The 20,717-nt window shown below is 71.9% G+C and carries 15 protein-coding genes; 8 read left to right on the top strand and 7 right to left on the bottom strand.

Features of this window, described 5'->3' with window-relative positions:
- Positions 1-133: 133 nt before the first annotated feature.
- Genes F4553_RS34530 through F4553_RS34510 form a run of 5 tightly spaced genes read left to right on the top strand, consistent with a single transcriptional unit; the run spans position 134 to position 7,255 of the window.
- Positions 134-1,603, top strand: coding sequence for a class I adenylate-forming enzyme family protein (locus tag F4553_RS34530; RefSeq protein WP_184844946.1), 1,470 nt, complete (start codon positions 134-136; stop codon positions 1,601-1,603).
- A gap of 40 nt (positions 1,604-1,643) precedes the next feature.
- On the top strand, positions 1,644-4,532 hold the full coding sequence (locus F4553_RS42655; protein ID WP_221470597.1) for a non-ribosomal peptide synthetase: 2,889 nt from the start codon (positions 1,644-1,646) through the stop codon (positions 4,530-4,532).
- Positions 4,529-4,768 carry an acyl carrier protein gene (locus tag F4553_RS34520; protein ID WP_184844944.1) on the top strand — a complete coding sequence of 80 codons (240 nt, stop codon included), beginning with the start codon at positions 4,529-4,531 and terminating at the stop codon, positions 4,766-4,768. Before F4553_RS42655 ends, F4553_RS34520 begins: the two co-directional genes overlap by 4 nt.
- On the top strand, positions 4,765-6,084 hold the full coding sequence (locus F4553_RS34515) for a condensation domain-containing protein (protein WP_184844942.1): 1,320 nt from the start codon (positions 4,765-4,767) through the stop codon (positions 6,082-6,084). Before F4553_RS34520 ends, F4553_RS34515 begins: the two co-directional genes overlap by 4 nt.
- A complete protein-coding gene (locus F4553_RS34510) occupies positions 6,077-7,255 on the top strand; it encodes a macrolide family glycosyltransferase (protein WP_184844940.1) in 1,179 nt (392 codons plus the stop codon). The genes F4553_RS34515 and F4553_RS34510 overlap by 8 nt, the downstream gene beginning before the upstream one ends.
- Before the next feature lie 114 nt (positions 7,256-7,369).
- Here F4553_RS34510 and F4553_RS34505 read toward each other — a convergent pair whose 3' ends face one another.
- From F4553_RS34505 to F4553_RS34480, 6 genes are all read right to left on the bottom strand, one after another.
- On the bottom strand, positions 7,370-9,121 hold the full coding sequence (locus F4553_RS34505) for an ABC transporter ATP-binding protein (protein ID WP_184847285.1): 1,752 nt from the start codon (positions 9,119-9,121) through the stop codon (positions 7,370-7,372).
- 14 nt (positions 9,122-9,135) lie between these two features.
- Positions 9,136-10,878 carry an ABC transporter ATP-binding protein gene (locus F4553_RS34500; RefSeq protein ID WP_312875501.1) on the bottom strand — a complete coding sequence of 581 codons (1,743 nt, stop codon included), beginning with the start codon at positions 10,876-10,878 and terminating at the stop codon, positions 9,136-9,138.
- Positions 10,875-11,948 (bottom strand): sulfotransferase family protein, encoded by a 1,074-nt coding sequence (locus F4553_RS34495; RefSeq protein WP_184844938.1) that lies wholly within the window; start codon positions 11,946-11,948, stop codon positions 10,875-10,877. The genes F4553_RS34500 and F4553_RS34495 overlap by 4 nt, the downstream gene beginning before the upstream one ends.
- A 228-nt stretch (positions 11,949-12,176) precedes the next feature.
- A complete protein-coding gene (locus F4553_RS34490; protein WP_312875500.1) occupies positions 12,177-13,757 on the bottom strand; it encodes a pectate lyase family protein in 1,581 nt (526 codons plus the stop codon).
- Entirely contained in the window at positions 13,754-15,373 is a 1,620-nt protein-coding gene (locus F4553_RS34485) for a pectate lyase family protein (RefSeq protein ID WP_184844936.1), read from the bottom strand. The genes F4553_RS34490 and F4553_RS34485 overlap by 4 nt, the downstream gene beginning before the upstream one ends.
- Before the next feature lie 273 nt (positions 15,374-15,646).
- Positions 15,647-16,444, bottom strand: a complete 798-nt coding sequence (locus F4553_RS34480) for a ceramidase domain-containing protein (RefSeq protein WP_221470596.1) — start codon at positions 16,442-16,444, stop codon at positions 15,647-15,649.
- Positions 16,445-16,569: 125 nt separating this feature from the next.
- Here F4553_RS34480 and F4553_RS34475 point away from each other — a divergent pair, with 125 nt between their 5' ends.
- The 3 genes from F4553_RS34475 (at position 16,570) to F4553_RS34465 (ending at position 20,264) form a co-directional block, all read left to right on the top strand.
- Entirely contained in the window at positions 16,570-18,366 is a 1,797-nt protein-coding gene (locus F4553_RS34475; protein WP_184844932.1) for a bifunctional metallophosphatase/5'-nucleotidase, read from the top strand.
- 111 nt (positions 18,367-18,477) lie between these two features.
- Positions 18,478-19,455 carry a polymorphic toxin type 17 domain-containing protein gene (locus tag F4553_RS42650; RefSeq protein WP_184844929.1) on the top strand — a complete coding sequence of 326 codons (978 nt, stop codon included), beginning with the start codon at positions 18,478-18,480 and terminating at the stop codon, positions 19,453-19,455.
- Positions 19,452-20,264 (top strand): hypothetical protein, encoded by an 813-nt coding sequence (locus F4553_RS34465; RefSeq protein ID WP_184844926.1) that lies wholly within the window; start codon positions 19,452-19,454, stop codon positions 20,262-20,264. Before F4553_RS42650 ends, F4553_RS34465 begins: the two co-directional genes overlap by 4 nt.
- On the opposite strand, the gene F4553_RS34460 is transcribed toward F4553_RS34465, so the two are convergent.
- Complete coding sequence (locus tag F4553_RS34460) at positions 20,261-20,707, bottom strand: anthrone oxygenase family protein (RefSeq protein WP_184844923.1); 447 nt, start codon at positions 20,705-20,707, stop codon at positions 20,261-20,263. The genes F4553_RS34465 and F4553_RS34460 overlap by 4 nt on opposite strands.
- Positions 20,708-20,717 lie beyond the last annotated feature (10 nt).

The following is a 20,717-nucleotide window of genomic DNA, read 5'->3' as shown; positions in this document are numbered from 1 at the left end:
CGTAGGCCGCGCGTACGGAAAGCGCTTTCCTCCATTCGGTCGATGCTTCATCGATCTACTGAGATGCACACTCGTATCGATACGCGGGCGAGATGCCGATCCCCGCTCCAGCTGTCGTGAGGAGCCATTCTCCATGTCCGGGGTCGGCGAGCACTCGCCTCTACCGCGCCTGACCGTGCCCGGCCTGCTGGCCCTGCGGCGGTCCCGCGACCCCGGCGCGGTCGCGATCGACGTGGTGGGCGGCGATTCGCTCACCTTCGAGCAGTGGGACACCGCATCGACCGCGCTCGCCGCGACGCTGCGGCACCGGGGTGTCGTCCGGGGCGACGCCGTCGGGCTGGTCTTCGCCAACAAGGACTGGACCTGGTTCGCCGTCGCCTACTGCGGGGTCCAGAAGGCGGGCGCCGTGGCCGTGCCGCTGCACGACACCCTGCCGCCGACCCGGCTCGCCCAGCTCCTGGCCGCGTGCGGTGCGGTGATGGCGATCACCGGGCAAGCCGGGGTCGAGCGGCTGATCGGTGCCTCCGCCATGGACGGTGATGACGACGCGCGGCCCGACGATGTCGGGCAGATCCTCTTCACCTCGGGCACCTCCGGCGAGCCCAAGGGGGTCACCGCCACCCACGCCAACCTCACCACGGGCGTCCAGACCCATCCCCGGCGGATGACGCTCGCCCACTCGCAGCGCTTCCTGCACGCCTTCCCGATCGGCACCAACGCGGCGCAGACGATGCTGATGAACGCGCTCAGCGCCAAACCGTCGGCCGTCACGCTGCCCCGTTTCACGCCGCGCCGGTTCGCACAGCGGCTGCCCGAGGTCGGCACCGCCTTCCTGGTCCCCGCGATGGCGATCGAACTGCTCGACTCGGGGGCGCTGGACGGGGTGGAGCTCGGCGGCGTACACCTGGTGGGGTCGACCGCCGCCCCGCTGCCGCCGGCGATCGCGCAGCGGCTCGCCCGCGCCTTCCCGCGGGCCGCGATCGTCAACTACTACACCTCGACCGAGGCCGCACCCGCACAGACCAGCATGATCTTCGATCCGACGCGCCCCGACGCGGTCGGGCGCGTGCAGCCCGGCGTCGTGCGCATCACCGACCCCGCCGGGTCGCCGCTGCCCGACGGCGAGATCGGCGAGGTCTGGCTGCGCTCGCCGCACGCCCGCCGCTACCTCGGCGACGACGCCGCCACCGGTCACACCTTTCAGGACGGATGGGTACGCATGGGCGACCTCGGCAGGCTGCGCGACGGCTACCTCTACCTCGCCGACCGGGACGGCGACGTGGTGAAGTCGGGTGCCTACAAGATCTCCACCCTGGAGGTGGAGGCGGCGCTGCACGAGCACCCGTCGATCGCCGAGGCCGCCGTGGTCGGCGTGCCGCACCCGGTGCTCGGCACGCAGCTCGCCGCGGTGATCGTGCCCCGACCGACCGCCGGTGACCTCGGCCTCGCCGCCGTCCGCGCCTTCCTCGCCGAGCGGCTCGCCGAGCACCAGCTCCCCGGCGGCGTCGTGCTGCTCGATCAGCTTCCGCGCAACGACGCGGGCAAGGTCCTCAAACGACAGCTCGGGCAACTCTTCCCCGGCGACACCGGAGGTCGGCAGTGAGTGCAGCGAAGGGCCGCGACGCCCGGACCGAGGAGGCAGCGTGAACCAGTCCTTCCATGGTGTGTGGTTCACCGAGCAGGCCTCGGTGGCGGGCACCACCTATCACATGGCGGTGGGGATCCGCTTCGACGGCGAGCTGGACCGGCACGCGCTCGGCGAGGCGTGCGCCGCCGTCATCGCCCGGCACCCGGCCCTGAGCAGCGCCGTCGCCGTCGACCGCGACCTGCCCCGGCTGGTTCCGGCGGCGGAGAAGGTCACCCTCACGGACGCGCCGTTCAGCGAGGCCCGGCTGCGGGAGGAGATCGCCCGCCGCTACGACCTGGGTCGAGGGCCGCTGGCCAGGTTCACGCTGCTGCGCGAGTCGGACACCCGGCACCTGCTCCTCGTCACCGCGCACCACCTCGTCTTCGACGGGACCTCCAAGGAGATCCTCGTCAACGACCTCGCGGCGGCGTACGGCGGCGCAGCCCTGGAGCCGTTGGCCGAGGCGGCACCTTCACCGTCCGATGTAGAGTCGGCGAAGGCGTACTGGGCGGGTCGCTGGGCCGCCCCGGGCGAGGTCGTGCTGCCGGAGCTGGTGCGGACGCCGGTCGCCGCGGAGCCGGGCGCGACGGTCGAGCTCACCCTGCCGGGCGTCGCCGTCGACGGGCTGACCAGGTTCGAGGTGGTGCTCGGCGCCGTGCACGTGCTGCTGGCCCGCTACGGCAACACCGGGCTGCCGGTGACGATCGGGCTCTCCACCCGCTCCGAGCAGACGACCGACCACATCGGACTCCACGTCACCGAGCTGCCCGTCACCGTGGCGGCGGCGACCGGCGGATTCCGCGACTACGCGCTCGGCCTGCGGTCCCGCCTGCGCGAGCTCTACCGGCACCGGGCGGTCCCGTTGGCGCAGGTGGTGGGCGGGCTGCGGGTGGCACCGGCGCTCACCCCGATCTCCGTCGGCTACCGGCGGCGCGGCCCGGCACCGGCCTTCCCCGGTGTCACCGCGAGCGTCGAGTGGTCGCTGTTCGGCGGCGGCGCCCGCAACGCGCTGCACCTGCAGATCGTCGACGGCGACGACGGTCTCGCGGTGAGCCTGCAGCACAGCCCGGATGCGATCCCGACGGCAGCGGTGGCGCGCATCGGGGAGCACCTGCGGACCGTGCTCGCCGCCGTCGCGGACGACCACGACGTGGACGTCGCCACGATGCCGATCATGCCGCCGGCGGAGCTCGACACGGTGCTGCGGCGGTGGAACGACACCGCCCGCGAGCAGCGCGGCACGGTGCCGGAGCTCTTCGCCGCCCAGGTCCGCCACCGCCCGCACGACGTGGCGGTCGTCGACGGCGACCACCGCCTGACCTACGCCGAGCTGGACGCGGCGAGCGCCGAACTCGCCGCCCGCCTCCCCGGTCCGGGTGCCCTCATCGCCGTCCGGCTGCCGCGCGGCTGGAAGGCGGTCGTCGCGATGCTCGCCGTGATGCGCAGCGGCGGCGCCTACGTCCCGGTCGATCCGGCCTATCCCCCCGCCCGCCAGGAGCTCATCCTCGCCGACGCGCGGCCCGCGCTCGTCATCGACGGCCTCGGCGCCCTGCCCGAGCCGCAGCCGGTCACCGAGGGCATCGGCGAGGCCGCCTACGTGATGTACACGTCCGGCTCGACCGGGCGGCCCAAGGGGGTGGTCGTGCCGCACGGCGCGCTCGCCAACCTGCTGCTCGGGATGGCCGAGACCCTCGGCAGCGGGCCCGACGACCGGTGGCTGGGGCTCACCTCGCTCTCCTTCGACATCTCCGGCCTGGAACTCTTCCTCCCGCTCGTCACCGGCGGCCGGCTGGTGATCGCGGGCAGCACCGGCGCCCTGGACGGGCGGGCACTCACCGCGCTGATCGGGCGGGAGGGCGTCACGCATGTGCAGGCGACCCCGTCCGGCTGGCAGGTGCTGCTCGACGCCGGCTTCGACGGCCGGGCCACGATCACCGCGCTCGCGGGTGGCGAAGTGCTGCCACTCGACCTGGCCAGGCAGGTGCGTGCGCGGGTGGCCCGGCTCCACAACGTCTACGGCCCCACCGAGACGACGATCTGGTCGACCACCGACGAGCTCCCGGCCGAGCCGTCGGCGGTCACGATCGGGCGTCCTATCGCCAACACGCAGGCCTACGTCGTGGACGCCGACGGGCGGCCGCTGCCGATCGGGGTCTGGGGCGAGCTGCGCATCGGCGGGCACGGTGTCGCCAGCGGATACCTGCGGCGGCCCGACCTGACCGAGGAGCGCTTCCAGGACAACCCCTTCGCGGCGGGGCGCCTCTACCGCACCGGCGACCGGTGCCGGTGGGCCGCCGACGGGAGGATCGTCTACGGCGGGCGGACCGACGGCCAGGTCAAGGTACGCGGGCACCGGGTGGAGCTGGAGGAGATCGAGACGCGCCTGCGCGAGCACCCCGGCGTCGCCCAGGCGGCCGTGGCGCTGCGGGGTGGCGAGCTCGCCGCCTATGTCGTGGCGCGGGGAACCGCCCCGGACGGCGCGGAGCTGCGCCGGCACCTCGCCGAGACCCTGCCCGCCGCGATGGTGCCCACCCGGTGGTCGACCCTCGCGCAGCTCCCGGTCAGCCCCAACGGCAAGCTCGACCGGGCGGCGCTGCCGGAGCCCGCGCCGAGCAGGGCACCGGCGGCGGAGACCGGGGCGGCAGGCGAGGCCGACGAGCTGGTGGCGGTCCTGCGCGGCATCTGGCAAGAGGTTCTCGCCATCGACGACATCGGCGTCGACGAGGACCTCTTCGACCTCGGCGGCCACTCGCTGACGATCACCCGGATCAACGTGCGCATCATGCAGCAGCTCGGCCGCGAGGTGCCCCTGGAGGTCTTCTTCGACACCCCGACCATCGCCGAGATCGCCCACCACCTGCGGGAGCACGGCCTTCCGGAGCACGGCCTGCGGGAGCGCGCATGAGCACCGACCTGCGGCAGCGCCTCGCCGAACTCGTCAACGGCGCCACCACCGGCACGATCGGCGTCGGCGACGCGCTGGGCGGCGGCTCGCTGCGCGCGATGGGCCTGGACTCGCTCGGTGCGCTGCGGCTCATCGACGCCATCGACCTGGAGTACGGCGTGGAGATCGACCTCGGCACCGAACCCGGCCTCGACACGCTGGACGCGATCGCCCGGATGGTGGCGGCGCGACGATGAGACACCTGCCGCTCTCCGCGCTCCAGCAGCGCTACTGGTTCCTGTGCACCTCCTACCCGGGCGACGCGTCACCGATCCTGGTGCTCAACTGGCGCATCCACGGACCGCTCGACGTCGAGGCCTGGCGGGCCGCCGTCGACCTGGTGGTCGACCGGCACGAGAGCCTGCGCACCAACTTCGTGCTCCGCGACGCCGAGCCCGTGCAGGTCGTCCTGCCGCCCGCCGGGATCGAGACCGACCTCGTCGACATGAGCGCCCTCCCGCCGGACGAGCGCGAGGCCCGCACCGCCGACCTGGTCGGCGCCCGCACGCACATGCTGCTCGACCTCGCCGAGGACCCGCTGGTCAGCTCGTCGCTGGTACGCCTCGCCGACGACCACCACGTCTGGTGCTTCACGATGCACCACATCATCGCCGACGGCGCCTCACTGCGCATCGTCGGCCGCGAGGTCCGCGCCGCCTATCTCTCTCTTGTGGAGGGTACGCACCCGGCGGACCTGCCGAAGCTGGAGCTGCAGTACGGCGACTTCGCCGTCTGGGAGTCCGAGCAGGACCAGGCCGCCGACCTCGCCTACTGGCACGACCGGCTCGCCGGGACGCCGCAGCTCGACCTGCCGACGGACCATCCCCGCCCGGCCGAGAAGGCGGCGAGCAGCGAGGAGGTGATCCACCACATCGGACCGGAACTCGCCACCGGGGTCGTCGAGCTCGCCCGCAGGTCCCGGTGCACGCCATACATGCTGCTGTTGGCGGCGCTGACGGTGCTCCTGCGAGAGCGGAGCGGGCAGGACGACTTCTGCGTCGGCACCCCCGTCGGCGGCCGGGTCCGCGCCGAGTTCGAGCCGGTCGTGGGGCTCTTCGCCAACACGCTCGCCCTGCGTACCGATCTGTCCGGCGACCCCACCTTCGCCGAGCTGCTCACGCGTACGCGGAGCACCGTCATCGGCGGGCTGCAGCGGCAAGCGGTCCCGCTGGGGCGGGTGCTCGCCGCGCTGGCGGTGCCCCGCGACCCCGCCCGGACGCAGCTCTTCGCCGTCGTCTTCAGCATGCGCAACGACAACGCGGCGCAGCACTCCACGCTCGGGCCGCTCTCGATCGAGGGGTTCCCGCACGGGCACGCGAAGGTGCTGCACGACATCGTCTTCGACATCTGGCGCCTCGACGAGGCGGGCCTGCGTACCGGCATCCGCTACGACACCGCCCTCTTCCGGCCCGAGACCGTCGGCGCGATGGTCCGCCGGTACGAGCAGATCCTCGCCGCAGCGGTCGCCCGGCCGGACCTCCGCCTCTCCGAGCTGGCGGCCGCCGATGGGTAAGCACATCGCGTTCTTCAACATCCCGGCCCTGGGGCACGTCTTCCCCACTCTCGCCGTGGTGGCGGAGCTGACCCGCCGGGGGCACCGGGTCAGCTACAGCACGATCGAGGGGCGCCGCGCCCTCGTCGAGCCGACCGGTGCCGCGCTGCGGCCCTACCGGTCGCTGCGGCCCGCCGACACGGACCCGTCGCTGCGCGTACCGGCCCGAGCGGGGTATATCAGCAGCACCCTGCTGAGCTTCCTGGACGAGGCCGAGGCCGCCTTCACGCAGTTGGAACCGGTCTATCGGGACGACCCGCCGGACCTGATCGTCTTCGACCGGATGGCCTTCGCCGGTCGGGTCCTCGGCGCCCGGCTGGACGTGCCGACGGTGCAGCTGTGGCCCATGCTCGTCTCCAACGAGCACTGGTCGATGGGGCAGGCCCTGAACGCCTTCGACCCCGCCGATCCGGTCCTGCACGCCTACGCCGTCCGGCTGGCGGAGTTCCTCGGCGAGCACTGCCCGGCACTCGACCCGGAGCTCTTCCTCTCTCCGCAGCCCGACGCGCAGCTCGCCTTCTATCCCCGGTCGTTCCAGTACGCGGGCGACCTCTTCGGCCCCGGATACAGCTTCGTCGGGCCGTGCCTGCAGCCGCCGCCCGGACGGTGGCACCCGCCGGACGACAACGACGTCCTGCTCGTCACCCTCGGCACCGTCTACAACGCCCGGCCGGACTTCTACCGGGCCTGCGCCGAGGCGTTCGCGGGCACCCGGTGGCGGGTGGTGCTCGCCGTCGGGGAGCGCATCGAGCTCTCCTCGCTCGGCCGGCTGCCCGCCAACGTCGAGGTGCACCGCTTCGTCTCCCAGCTCGACGTGCTCGCCCATGCCACGGCGATGGTCTGCCACGCGGGGATGGGCGGCATCATGGAGGCGATGAGCTTCGGCTTACCGGTGCTCGCCGTTCCGCAGACCCTGGAGCAGGAGGCGAACGCCCTGCGGGTGGAGCAGCTCGGCCTCGGTGCCCGCCTCACCTCCTCGGATCAGCTGGACCCCGGCACCCTGAAGACCGCGGTCGAGGTCATGGTCAAGGACCCGGCGATCGCCGACGGGGTGGCCGCGATGCGCAGCGCCGTCACCGCCACCGGCGGAGCCCCCACCGCGGCCGACACCATCGAGCGCTGCCTGCCCTGAACTCCAGAGATCCCCAAGATCGCCCCAACTCTTCAAGAGTTGGTCCTAAAAGCCGCAACTCTTCAAGAGTTGGGGCTCAAAGGCCCCAACTCTTGAAGAGTTGGTGCTAAGAGGTCAGCGCAGGGCGCCCTCGCTCGTGAGCCAGGCGGCGTGCAGCGCGGCGTAGGGCGAGCCCGCCACCGCGACGAGATCGTCGTGGCTGCCGCGCTGGACCACCCGGCCGTCGTCGATGACGATCACCTCGTCGGCGCTGCGGGCGGTCGCCAGCCGATGCGCGATCGTCACCGTCGTCCGGTCGCGGGAGAGCAGGTCCATGGCGGTACGCAGGCGTACCTCGCTCGCCGGGTCCACCGCACTCGTCGCCTCGTCGAGGATGAGCAGGTCCGCACCGGTCGCATGGGCCCGGGCCACCGCGACGAACTGCCGCTCCCCCACGCTCAGCCCCTCGCCGCGCTCGCCGACGACGGTGTTCACCCCGTCGGGCAGGCCCGCCGCCCAGTCCGCGAGCCCGAGCTCGGCCAGGATCGCGGTCACGTCGTCCTCGCCGAGCGGGCGGCCGAACCCGATGTTCTCGGCGAGCGTGCCCCGGAAGAGGAAGCCCTCCTGCGGCACCAGCACCACCCGCTCGCGCAGCGACCGCAGCCGCACCCGCTCCAGCGGTACGCCACCGAGCAGCACCTGCCCCTGCGTCGGGTCGACGAGCCGGGTGACCAGCTTGGCGATGGTCGTCTTGCCCGCACCCGTCTGCCCGACGACCGCCACCCGGCTGCCCGCCGCGATGTCGAGGTCGATGCCGTGCAGCACCTCGCCCGTCGACTGCGGATAGCGGAACCCCACGCCGCGCAATCGCACCGCCATCGGCCCCGGCGGCAGGTCGAGCGGATCGGCGGGCTCCGTGACATCCGGCGCCACGTCGAGGATGTCGAGCACCCGCCGCCACCCCGCCACCGCGTTCTGCAGCCCGTTGAGCATCTCCCCGGCGACCTGCGCGGGCAGCGCGAACTGCGCCACGAGGAAGAGGAACGCGGCGATCTCGCCGACCGTCATCCGCCCCGCGACCCCGAGCAGCACCCCGATCACCGCGGTCGCCGCGAGCGCGACCCCGGCCGCGAGCTCCCCCACCGAGTACGCCGTCACGGTGAGCCGCGACGCCCGCTGCCCCGCGAGGCGGTGCGCGTCGACCGCCCGATCGAGCCGGTCGACGGTCCGGTCGGCGGCGTTGTAGGAGCGGATCACCTCGGCGCCGACGACGCTCTCGGCGATGACACCGAGCATCTCCGCCGATCGTTCCCGCACCGCGCCGTAGGCGGCGGCGAGGTTGCGCATGCACGCGCGCACCACCCAGACGACCGGCGCGAAGACCGCCAGCACGACCAGCGTCAGCTGCCACGAGTAGGCGACCATCACCGCCCCGGTGACGAGGGTCTGCCCGACGCAGATGAAGAGCACCACGCCGTTCCACTGCAGGAAGGTGGTGATCTGGTCCACATCGGAGGTCGCCCGGGAGACGAGGGCGCCGCGCTGCTGGGACTCCACCCGCAGGATCGACAGGTCGTGGATGTGGCGGAAGACCTTGACCCGGACCGTCGCCAGTGCCGTCTCGCTCACGCGGAACAGGCGCAGCATCATGGCGTACCCGCAGATCATGGAGAAGACCAGGACGGCCAGGGCGACCGAGCCGATGACCGCGACCACCCCGAAGTCCGGGCCGGTCGGACCGCGCAGCCCTTGGTCGATGCCCTGCTGCACCGCGACCGGGGCCGCGGCGCGACCGGCGGTCATGCCGATCGCCAGCAGCAGCGTCACCGCGAGGCCCTGGTAGAGCTCGGGTGACAGGCGCATCGCCCGTCGCAGCGTGTGCCACATCCCGCCGTCACCCCTCACGCGCGCACCCGCCGGTCGTTGGCGGCGAGCAGGTCCCGGTACCCGGGCTCGGTGAGCATCAGCTCCCGGTGCGAACCGACCGCCGCGACCGTCGCCCCGTCCAGGTAGACCACCTCGTCGGCGAGCGCGACGGTCGAGCGGCGGGTCGCCACCACGAGCATCGCCGGCTGCCCGCTGCGCGACCGGAGGCCCGCGATGATCGCCGCCTCGACCACCGCGTCGACGGCGCTGGTGGCGTCGTCGAGCACGAGCAGCCGCGGCCGGCCGGCCAGGGCCCGGGCCAGCGCCAACCGCTGGCGCTGGCCGCCGGAGAGCATGACGCCCCGCTCGCCGAGCTTCGTCTCCAGCCCGTCGGCGAGCTCGCGGACGAACCCGTCGGCCTGGGCCACGCCGAGCGACTCCCAGATCGCCGCGTCGTCGATGCCCGGCCGCTCCAGGGTCAGGTTGGCGCGCACGGTGTCGGCGAAGATGAAGGGGACCTGCGGGACGAGCGCCACGGTCGCGGCGAAGGCCTCGGCGGTGAGCTCGCGCGCGTCGACCCCGTTGAGCGTGACCGATCCCGACTCGGGGTCGAGCAGCCGGCCCGCGACCGCCGCGAGGGTCGACTTGCCCGCGCCGGTCGGTCCCACCAGCGCGACGACCCGGCCGGGCGGGACCCGGAAGGAGACCTCGCGCAGCGATCGCACGCAGACCTGCCGGAAGCTCATCTCGGCCGCGCCGCCGTGGACGCCGACCGTGCCGTAGGGCATCTCGCCCGTCGCGGCGAGGACCTTCGCGACCCGGTCCCACCCCGCGACCGCCCGGGGCATCGCGCTCAGCAGCCACCCGATGGCGCGGATCGGCATGTCGAGCAGCGCGAAGAGGAACGCGGCGGTGGTGAGGTCGCTGAGGTCGATCACGCCCTGCTGGCAGCGCCAGGCACCGACGACGAGGACGGCGATCGTGCCCACGTTGGGGAGCGTGTCGATGACCGGGTCGTGCCAGGCCCGGGAGCGGCCGATCGAGATCAGCCCCTCGCGCAGCTCGGCGATCGTCGCCGCGAACCGCCGGGTCTGGTGCTCCTCGCGGCCCATCACCTTGACCGTCAGCGCACCGTCGAAGCTCTCGTGCGCCAGCGCCGAGGCCTGCGCCCGCAACCCCTGGGAGTGCTTGAAGCGGGGAGCCACCCGGCGCGAATAGGTGGCGAAGACCGCGAGCAGCGTCGGGAAGATCACCAGGCCGACCAGGCCGAGCGTCCAGTCGACGGCGAACAGGGCGACGAGCGCGCCCACGAGCAGCAGCACGGTCGCGACGGCGTAGGCGAGGCTCCCGGCGGGCGACGACGAGGCGTCGACATCCGACGACGCGGTGGAGAGCAGCGTCCCGGTCGGGTTGTCTCGGTGCCACGCGGGCGGCAGGCTGAGATATCTGCGGACGATCTCCTTGCGCTGGCGCGCCTGGAGGCTCTGCTGGAGATAGACGGCGCCGAGGCGGCGGCTGAAGATGCCGACCACCTTCAGCAGGCTCAGCACGACCAGGGCCGCCGCGGCCCCGGCGAGCAGGGTCGCGTCGACCTCCCGGCGGTCCAGCATCGGTGCCACCACGTCCGCCACGATCGCGCCGATGACGAAGGCGCTGCCGATGGAGAGCGCCACCACCAGGCACGCCCCGCCGAGGGAGACGAGGAAGAGCCGCGGCTCGCGGCGGATGATCTGGACGGTGAGCCGGGTGCCGCTCCCGAGCAGGTCGCGGGTCCTCACCGCAGCGTCGCGAACCGCGGCGTCTCGACCCGCAGCGTCTCGATCCACAGGTCGGCGACGGCCCGCGCCAGCGCGGTCTCGTCAAACCTGGGGGTACGCCCGTCGCTCCACGTCGCCGCCCGGGACAGCGGTGTGCCGGACTGGGAGTCCCGGGCCAGGATCTCGTCGAGGTCGGCGGGTGCGGGCAGCCCGCAGTGCTGGAAGAGCGCGCTCAGCACAACCTGCGGATCGGCGGCGATCTCCTCGTAGCTCGTCGTGAACAGGTCGACTCCCCGGTGCCGCAGCGCCATCGCGTGCTCCACATGCGACACCCACATGCTCGCGAGCACCTCCTCGGCCGTGAGCAGGCGGCGCAGGCGCCGACGCCGTTCGGCGAGCAGCGGCATCAGCACGCCGAGGCGGTCCTGCACGCCACCGGGGTCGCTGACCAGGGCCGGGTCGTAGCCGTCGAAGGCCCGCGCCGCCGACTCGCCCCAGGCCTGCGGCTCCCGGTAGAGGAAGACGGAGGCGAAGTGCGGGAACTCGTCGTGCAGCAGCGAGCCGAGCTCGACGACGAAGCTGCGCGGCTTGATCACGACCGGCCTGCCCCGGGCGAGCACCCGGACGCAGCTGCGGGCCAGCTCCCGCAGCTCCGGCTCGCCGATCCGGCGGCCGAGCATGACGAGCTGGGTCAGCACGTCCGGCTCGGAGAGCCCGGTCAGCCCGCCGCACTCGGCGAGGGCGGCGGCGACGAGGGTCGAACCGCACCGGCCGGTGGAGTAGAGGAAGACGCCGCTCGGCTCGGCTGGTGTCCGCAGCGCGTGCAGCTCCGCGTAGGAGAGCGCGACGAGGTCGGTGGCGTCGGCGTACTGGGTCTGGAACAGGAACGGCACTCGGCTCAGGTCCGTGCCGGTCCGTGTGAACAGCGCGCGGCGGTTGTCGTGATCGAGGCAGTAGAGGCTGTATCCCGGGTCGGTCACGACGAGCTGCGGATCGACCTCGATCTCGCCTGACCAGCGGAAATCGGTCGGGCTCGCGACCGCGAGCGGATATGGCTTGGTCTTGTCCACAAGCGCGAGCCGTTGCGCCATCACACCACCCAAGGCAGAAGATGAGGGCGGTATGCCGACCGCCCCCATGTGCACTTCTCGTTCTCGACGTTGAGAGCGAGCCACGCGGATCACACGTTAACGGAAAGCGCTTTCCATTAACAAGCGTAAACATGTGCAGGTTTGTTGCATGCGTTCAAACATGAATATTCCCGGCACCCGCGAACAGAGCGCCGCGCCGCCCCCGAACAGGGACGGCGCGGCCGCGGATCAGATCCGGCCCACCCCCGCTCCGGCGGGCACCGTCGTCGGCAGGATCGCCGGATTATCCAATGTGTACGCGTAGAAGCCCGACGGCTCCGTCACGGACCCTGACACCTCGCACGGACCGGAGCCGACGAAGATGTTGCCCCGCTGCACCAGCCGCCCCGGACCGCTGTCGGCGTAGCCGCCGGCCGAGTAGCACGGGAACGGCACCCCACTGAAGTAGTTCCCCTCCACCAGCACGCCCGCGTTCATCGTCGACGCCACGCCGTAGAGGGTGTTCGCGCGGAAGTAGTTGTTGTAGACGTGTACCGGCTCGCCGAAACGTACCCGGGGGTGGCGCTGGACGGAGCCGTCGAAGTAGTTGTGGTGGATCGACACCTTCAGGTGCCCGACGTCCTCCGCCGCCGCGCCGTCGGAGTGGCCGATCAGCATGGACTTGTCGGTGCCCCGGAACCAGTTCCACGACACGGTGACATACTCCGCGCCCCGGACGATGTCGATGGACCCGTCGACCGGGTTGACGAACTCGTTGTGGTCGAGCCAGATGTGGTGCGAGTTCTGCCCCACGTTGATGGCGTCGTCCTCGGCGTTGGTGAACCTGATGTTGCGCACGATCACGTTGGACGAGCGGTAGAAGTCGAACCCGCCGCCGTTGACCACGGCGGTGGTGCCGACGCCGACGATGGTCTTGTTGGGGCGTACCCCCTGCTTGCTCGTGATGTTGATCGTGCCCTGGACCCGGATGACGAGCGGCCCGGTGGTGTCGATCGCCGCCAGGAGCCCGGCGGTCGTGGTGACGGTGACCGTGGGGCCGCCGACGCCGCCGGTGGTCCCGTTGAGCCCGAGCGCGGTGACCGACGCGAAGCCGTCGGCCTGCCCGGCCGGCGGCTGCGGCGGCGGACTGGCCGATGTGGATGGCGACGGACTGTTCGGAGTGGACGGTGACGGCGAGCCGACCACCGCGTCGGTGACCGTGACGTCGTCGAAGGCGGCGCCGGCGTAGTAGGTCGCCACCCCCACCTGGCCGGTCGCGAACTGGGTGTCGGTCGCGGTCAGGACGCTGCCGCCGTTGACGGTGCCGCGCAGCGACGAGCCCGCGACCTGCAGGCTCAGCGTCACCCAGGTGCCCGTCGAGACCGGCACCGAGGTGCTTGCGAGCGTCGTCGAGGCGCCGCCGACCAGCTTCTTCAGCTCGACCACGTTGGCCGAGCGCAGCGCGAGGTAGTAGTAGCTCGTCGCCGACTGCGCCCGCGCCAGTACCGCCACGAAGCGGTTGCTGCCGTTGAACGCCGTCGGCTTCACCCGCACCGAGACCGTGTAGTCGGTCCACGTGGCCGAGCCCGCGCGGGCACGGGCGTCGCTGCTGGTGCCCGACTGCTGGAGCACCCGCGAGCCGTCGGTGCCGACCGACCAGCTGCCGCCCGAGGTGGACCAGCCGGCCGAGTCACCGTCCTCGAAATCGTCGCTGTAGAGGGTGGCCGCGCTCGCCGCTGCGGCGAGGCTCATCGTCGCGGCGAGCGCGCAGGCCAGCGCCGCGGCGCCGATCGCTGCCCACCCGGTCCGGCTGCGCCGCCGGGGGCTCACGAGATCCGCCCGACACCGGCACCGGCCGAGACGCGCGCGGGCACGGTGGCCGCGCTGTCCAGGGTGTACGCGTACCAGCCGCCCGGCTCCGCCACGGACCCGTTCGCCTCGCACGTGCCGGAGTTGGCGAACGCGTTGGCGCGCTGCACCAGCCGCCCCGGCTCGCTGTCGGCGTAGCCGCTGGCGGAGTAGCACGGGAACGCGACGTTCTCGAAGTAGTTGCCCTCGACGACGAGCCCGGCGTTCATCGTCGACGCCACGCCGTAGAGGCCGACGTTGAGGTAGTGGTTGTTGTAGACGTGCACCGGTTCGCCGAACCGGGCGCGCGGGTGCCGCTGGTTGGAGCCGTCGAAGAGGTTGTGGTGGTAGGTGACCTTCAGGAAGCCGATGTCCCCGGCGTAGCCGTCGGAGTGGCCCAGCAGCATGCTCTTGTCGGTGCCGTGGAACACGTTCCACGAGACCGTGACGAAGGTGGACTGCCGCTTGACGTCGAGCGACCCGTCATAGGCGGGGAAGAACTCGTTGTGGTCGATCCACACGTGGTGCGCGGCGTTGGTGACGCTCACGGAGTCGTCCGAGGCCCCGCGGAAGGTGAGGTTGCGGATGATCACGTTGTTGCCGGGGCGGGTGGTCGACCCGAGCTGCAGGCCACCGCTGGTGATCTGGGCGCTGGAGCCGACCCCGACGATCGTCTTGTCGGCCACGACGGTCGCCATGCTGCCGAGCGCGATGCTCCCGGCGACCCGGATGACGAAGGGACCGGCGCGGCCCACGTAGTCCCGCAGCTCCTCGGCGGTGGTGACGGTGACGGTGGTGCCGCCCGCGCCGCCGGTGGTGCCGTTGCGGCCCAGCGCGTTGACCGAGGCGAAGCCGTCGGCCTGACCCGGCGGGATCGGCGGCGGCGGACTGGTGCTGGTGCTCGCCGAGGCGGACGGCGAGGTCGAGGGGCTCGGCTGTGTCCCGCCCGTGTAGACCTGCACGCCGTCGAAGGAGCCGCTGGCGTAGGACGCGACCAGGCCGACCCGGCCCGAGGCGAAGGCGGTATCGGTGGTGCTCACGAGGTGGACGCCGTCGACGTAGCCGCGCAGGGCGGTGCCGCTCGTCTCCAGCCGGAGCCGTCGGGCGGTGCCCGACACCACCGGCGTGGCGGCGGTGGCGAGGGCGGTCACGCCGCCGCCGGAGACCCGTCGCAGCTCCACCCGCCCGGCGTTGGACAGCACCAGGGAGTAGAAGCTGGACGTGCTCTGGACGCGGGCGGCGACGCCGAGGCTGCGGTTGCTGCCGTTGAAGGCGATCGGCACGACCAGCGCCTCGACGGAGTAGTCGGTCCAGGCGGCCTGGCCGGCCAGGGACTTGGCGTCGGCGCTGGTGCTGGTCTGGCGGTAGACGGACGAGCCGTCGCTCACCACGGACCAGCTGCCGCCGGAGGTGGACCAGCCGGTGGCGTTGCCGTCCTCGAAGTCGTCGGTGAACAGCACCGCGGCGCTGGCCGAACCGGTGAAGCCGAGCAGGGCGGCGGTGGTGGCGGCAGCGGTCGCGGCGGCGAGGGTGATCCGCCAGGTGGTGGCGCGTCGGTGGGTGGGACGGGATCCAGCTGGGCGTTCCGGATCGGACATGTCGTTCTCCTCGGATCTCTCCGGCGCCCGCCCACGGCGGGCGCGACGGTCGACACCGCGGGCCGGGTCGCCCGCGGTGGGGGGAGATGTGCGGAAAGCGCTTTCCGAGGCCGAATCCTACGCGGCGACCGGGGTGACATGTCAATGGCTCAATGCCATCCCCCCTGAATTTTAATGCTGGACACGCCGCGCCAACTGCAACAAAAGTCAGGATCGACACTGCCCGGCACGTCGATCCTGACTTTTGTTGCGGAATCCTCGGCGTGTCCAGCATTAAAATTCAGGGGTGGGGGCGACCTGCTCGCTGGCGTAGTAGCGGTACGCGTAGTAGGCCGACACCGCGCAGAGCAGGTGCCAGATCGCGTGGCCCTGGATCAGCGAGTGCGGGTCGCAGAGCCACGTCTTCGTCGCGTTCCAGATGGCGAACGCGGTCAGGATCGACGCCAGCGCCACCCACGCGTACGCCCCCACGGCGCTCACCCCGCCCCGGCGCCGAATCAGCGTCTCCAGCACCACCGCCGTGATGAGCAGCAGCCCGAACGCCGCGTTGCCCGAGTAGTTCACCACCGGCAGCTCGGTGCTCCACACCCCGACGAGCTCGCAGAACACCACCCCGCCGACGAAGAGCGCCGCGAAGAGCCGGATGCCGCCCCGCCACCAGCGCATCCCGGAGTAGGCGGCGGCGAAGGAGGCGACGAGATACATGCTCGCCATGTCGAGGTGCCCGCCGGCAGCGGACTGGGTGGCGTGCATGGCGGCGCTCGCGGGTCCGAGGAAGACGACGAGGCAGGCGACCACCGTGGCGAGGGCGCGATGCGCCGCCAGCGCCGATCCGATCTGCTCGCGTCGACCGGCGTGCCAGGCGATCAGCAGCCCGGCGACGACGAAGCCCACGTTGCTGAACGAGTTGGCCGGCTGGCGGACGAGCGAGTCCTGCGCCGCCTCGCAGAAGTTGGCGCCACGCCCGACATCCGCGCCGAGCCAGCCGAACCGCACCGCCAGCGCCAGCAGGCCGCACGAGACGAGCGCGGTCGCTCCCGCGAAGAACAGTGGCCTGAGGCTACGGCGCATGGGCGTCACAGTAGCCCGAAGCACCTGATGCCACCGGCGCCGTTCGGGTGGCGTGGCCCTCACCTGTTTGGCTAGGGTGCGGGACGGAAACCCTATCGGGCGCACCCCCTGGAAAGGCGCGAGACATGACCTCTCCCTCCGGAACGCCGTCCCGGCGACAACTGCTGACCGGCGCCGCCGCAGCGGTCGTCGCCGGACCGCTCGTCGCCGCCACACCGGCGAACGCGGGCGGCCACGGCCGGCCGAAGACCTACGACCTGACCGTGCTCGGGACGTCGGACACGCACGGGAACGTTTTCAACTGGGACTACTACCGCGACAAGGAGTATGACGACAGCGCGCACAACGACGTCGGCGTGGCGAAGGTGGCGACCCTCGTCAACCAGGTCCGGGCCGAGCGCAAGGGGAAGGCGACCCTGGTCCTCGACGCGGGCGACACGATCCAGGGCACGCCGCTCGCGACCTACTACGCCAAGCAGGAGCCGATCACGTCGACCGGCCAGCGGCACCCGATGGCGCGGGCGATGAACATCATCGACTATGACGCCGTGACGCTGGGCAACCACGAGTTCAACTACGGGCTGCCGCTGCTGGACCTGTGGATCCGGCAGCTCGGGTTCCCGGCGCTCGCGGCCAACGCCGTGAAGGTCCGCAACGGGAAGCCGGCTTTCACGCCGTACACCATCAAGAAGGTTTCGCTCGGACCTGGCGCCCCGTCCCTGCGGGTCGGCATCCTCGGCCTCACCAACCCCGGCGTCGCGATCTGGGACCGCGCCAACGTCGAAGGCGTGCTGCGCTTCGACGACCTGGTGGCGACGGCCGCGCGCTGGGTGCCGATCATGCGCGACCACGGCGCCGACGTCATCATCATCTCGGCGCACGGCGGCGACAGCGGCACCTCCAGCTATGGCCCGGAGCTGCCCAACGAGAACCCGACCGCCCTCATCGCGCAGCAGGTGCCCGGGATCGACGCGATCCTGTTCGGCCACGCGCACAACGAGGTGGTGGAGAAGTTCGTCGTCAACACCGCGACCGGCGAGCAGGTGCTGCTCTCCGAGCCGTCCAAGTGGGGCCAGCGGGTGACCAGGATGGACTTCACCCTCAGCCGCGAGCGCGGCCGCTGGCGGGTGACGGGCAAGCACGCGACCATGCTCAACACCAACACCGTGGTCGAGGACCCCAAGGTCGTCGCGGCGGTGCTGGCGCAGCACAACAAGACCGTCGCCTACATCAACCAGGTGGTGGCCGCCTCGACCGTGGAGCTGTCGGCGGAGAAGTCCCGCTACCTCGACACCCCGATCCTGGACTTCATCAACAAGGTGCAGACCGACACGGTGACGGCGGCGCTGGCCGGCACTCCGCAGGCGGGCCTGCCGGTGCTGTCGATCGCGGCGCCCTTCAGCCGGACCGCGCTCTTCCCGGCCGGGGACGTGAAGATCAAGGATGTCGCGGGGCTCTACATCTATGACAACACCCTGGAGGCGGTGGTCCTCAGCGGTGCCGAGGTGCGCGCCTACCTGGAGTATTCGGCGAAGTACTTCCGGACCCTCGCCGTCGGTGCGCCGGTCGACCCGGCCGCGATCAGCGAGCCGACCGTGCCGGACTACAACTACGACACCATCTCCGGTGTCGATTACGAGATCGACATCAGCAAGCCGGTGGGCCAGCGGATCACGGTGCTGAACCACGCCGGGACGACCACCCCGGTGGGCGACGCGGAGCAGTTCGTGGTGGCGGTCAACAACTACCGGCGCAGTGGCGGCGGCGGTTTCCCGGGCATCGTGAAACCGCAGGTCTACAACGCGCAGCAGGAGATCCGCCAGCTGCTCATCGACTGGGCGATGGCCTTGGGCGTCATCGACCCGGCCGACTTCTTCACGCAGAACTGGCGGCTGGTCCGCGAGGGCGTACCGGTCTTCTAGCCCCGGTCACGTTTTGCAGCAAAGCGTGGCCATTTCGGCTGTGCGAGGCCACGCTTTGCTGCAAAACGTGACGGGGCATCGCGAGCATCGACGGACTGGTACGTTCGCGCCGTGGGACTCTACATCGGAGCCGATCCGGACCGGCTGGACCTGCTGGCCGGGCAGCTGCGAGCCGGTGCCGACAGCCTCGACGTCCTCGGCTCGACCATCTCCGGCGCGCTCTACCACGGCGGCTGGGAGGGCGACGACGCCGAGCTGATGCGCAGCGACTGGCAGACCGCGCTCCTGCCCGCCCTCGGCACCGCCGCGACGCTGCTGCGGACCCAGAGCGAGGCCCTGCTCCGCAACGCCCAGGAGCAGCGCCGGGCCAGCACGGCGGACGCAGACTCCGCGGCTTCGCCGGACGACCTGGAGATCGCGGAGCTCACCAGCGAGGGCGCCCTCGGCGCGACCGATCTGGTCGTCCTCATCGCCGACATCGTCGGGATCTTCGACCCCACCCCGATCTCCGACGGTGTCTCCGGCGTCATCAGCCTCTTCCGCGGCGACTGGGGCGGCGCGGGCCTCTCCGCGCTGTCGATGATCCCCTATGCGGGCGACCTGTTCGGCAAGGGCGGGAAGCTCGCGAAGCTGCTCGCCCGCTTCGAGCACCTCCCGCTCGACAAGCTCGACGACATCACCAACACGCTGCGGAAGATCGACTACACCAATCCGGCGAAGGTCAACGAGGCGCTCGGCAAGCTCAACAAGCTCGCCGGTGACGCGGCGAAACGCTATGAGAATCCGCGGTTCCAGGCCGGTGCGGACCGACTGGAGCTGCCGACCGACGGGCCGATCCCGTTCGTGCCGCCGAAACGCTGGCAGCCGGAGAACCCGCAGAGCGAGATGGTCGGCGGCCAGAAGGGCTACCGCGACGACTACGGCAACCTCTGGGTCAAGGGGCCCGGACGCGGCGGCGACGCCTGGGAGTGGGACGTGCAGCCTGGTCACAGCTCCGGTACGCTGCAAGACGTCTTCGGTGACGGCACGCATGTGAATGTCTCCCGGGACGGGCAACTCACCCACAACCCGGGCGGCGGACGCAGATGACCGACGAATTGCTCGCCATCGTGACGATGATCGTGGCCGCCGACGACGAGGAGCGGTGCCGGGGCATCGTCGAGCAGGCGACCGCCCGGCTCGACAGTGCCGTGCAGGCGGTCCGCCCCGACGCGGACCGGCCGGGCCGCTGGAACGTCCTCGTCCACGCGACGGACCCCCGCTGGCTCGGCGACGGCTCCGACGACAGCTACGCCACCGTGGTCACCGATGTCCTGGCGCGCCTCGGCGTGCCACCGGGCGCCGTCGAGGTCAAGGCTGCCCGCCCGACCGCCTACGCGGTGCTCGGGACGGCGGAGAGCCCGGTGCCGGCGATCGAATGGACCCTGGTCGAGGCGTGGGACGTCGACGATCACCCGGGCGACGACGAGCCGGCCGAGCTGCTCGGCGAGGGCGAGGAGCTCACCGAGGCCGAGCTCGCCGAGCTCGCGGGCCTGCTGGAGACGAGGGTCTGGCTCGTCGCCGACCTGCGCGGGCACGACCAGCAGTCGGCGGGCCAGGTCGTGGCCGGCCTCGCCGAGCGGCTGCAGGAGAGCACCGACACCGCGACGATCACCGGTTACCAGCCGCTCGACGGCGGGCTGCTGCGGGTCGCGCTCTACCTCGGCGGCACCCGGGCCGATCCGGCCGACGCGATCGACGCGGTGATCCAGCGGATCGCCGCGAAGACGCAGACCCCGCCGACGGAGTGGACGATCGACCGCACCGAGCCGGTCGGGGCGGTCTGGACGAGCAGGCGCGGCCCGGAGCGGGGCATCACCCGCATCGAGCTCCGGGCGGGCCACACCGACGCGCCCTAGCCGCCCAGGGCTGCGACGAGCAGCGCGAAGGTCAGCGCCGCCAGCACGGTCCGGGCCAGGTCGAGCGGCTCCCACCGCCGGATGCGCGCTCGCCAGTCGGCCGGTGGCGCGTCTGCGTCCCAGGTCAGGATCGCCTGGTTGACGGGGACCGTGCCGAGGAAGGTGATCAGGGTCCACGCGAGCAGCGCGACGATCGCCGCCCACCGGGCACCGGATCCGCCGCCGAGCACCAGGACCGCGATCGACGAGAGCACGGTCGGCAGGAAGAGCGACGGCACGAAGACGCGCAGGCTGCGCACGAGGGCCTGCCGAGCCCGCAGGTGCGGCCCGTCGTCCAGGAGGCCCAACGCCGGGCGTACGCCGAAGGTCACCGTCGCCTCCGCCCCCGCCAGCAGCCCGGCGAAGGCGGCGTTGATCCCGGCCACCACCAGCACCGCGTTCATGATTTTTTCC

The sequence above is a fragment of the Allocatelliglobosispora scoriae genome (assembly GCF_014204945.1).
GTDB lineage: Bacteria > Actinomycetota > Actinomycetes > Mycobacteriales > Micromonosporaceae > Allocatelliglobosispora > Allocatelliglobosispora scoriae.
This window is presented reverse-complemented; position numbering and strand designations above follow the sequence as displayed.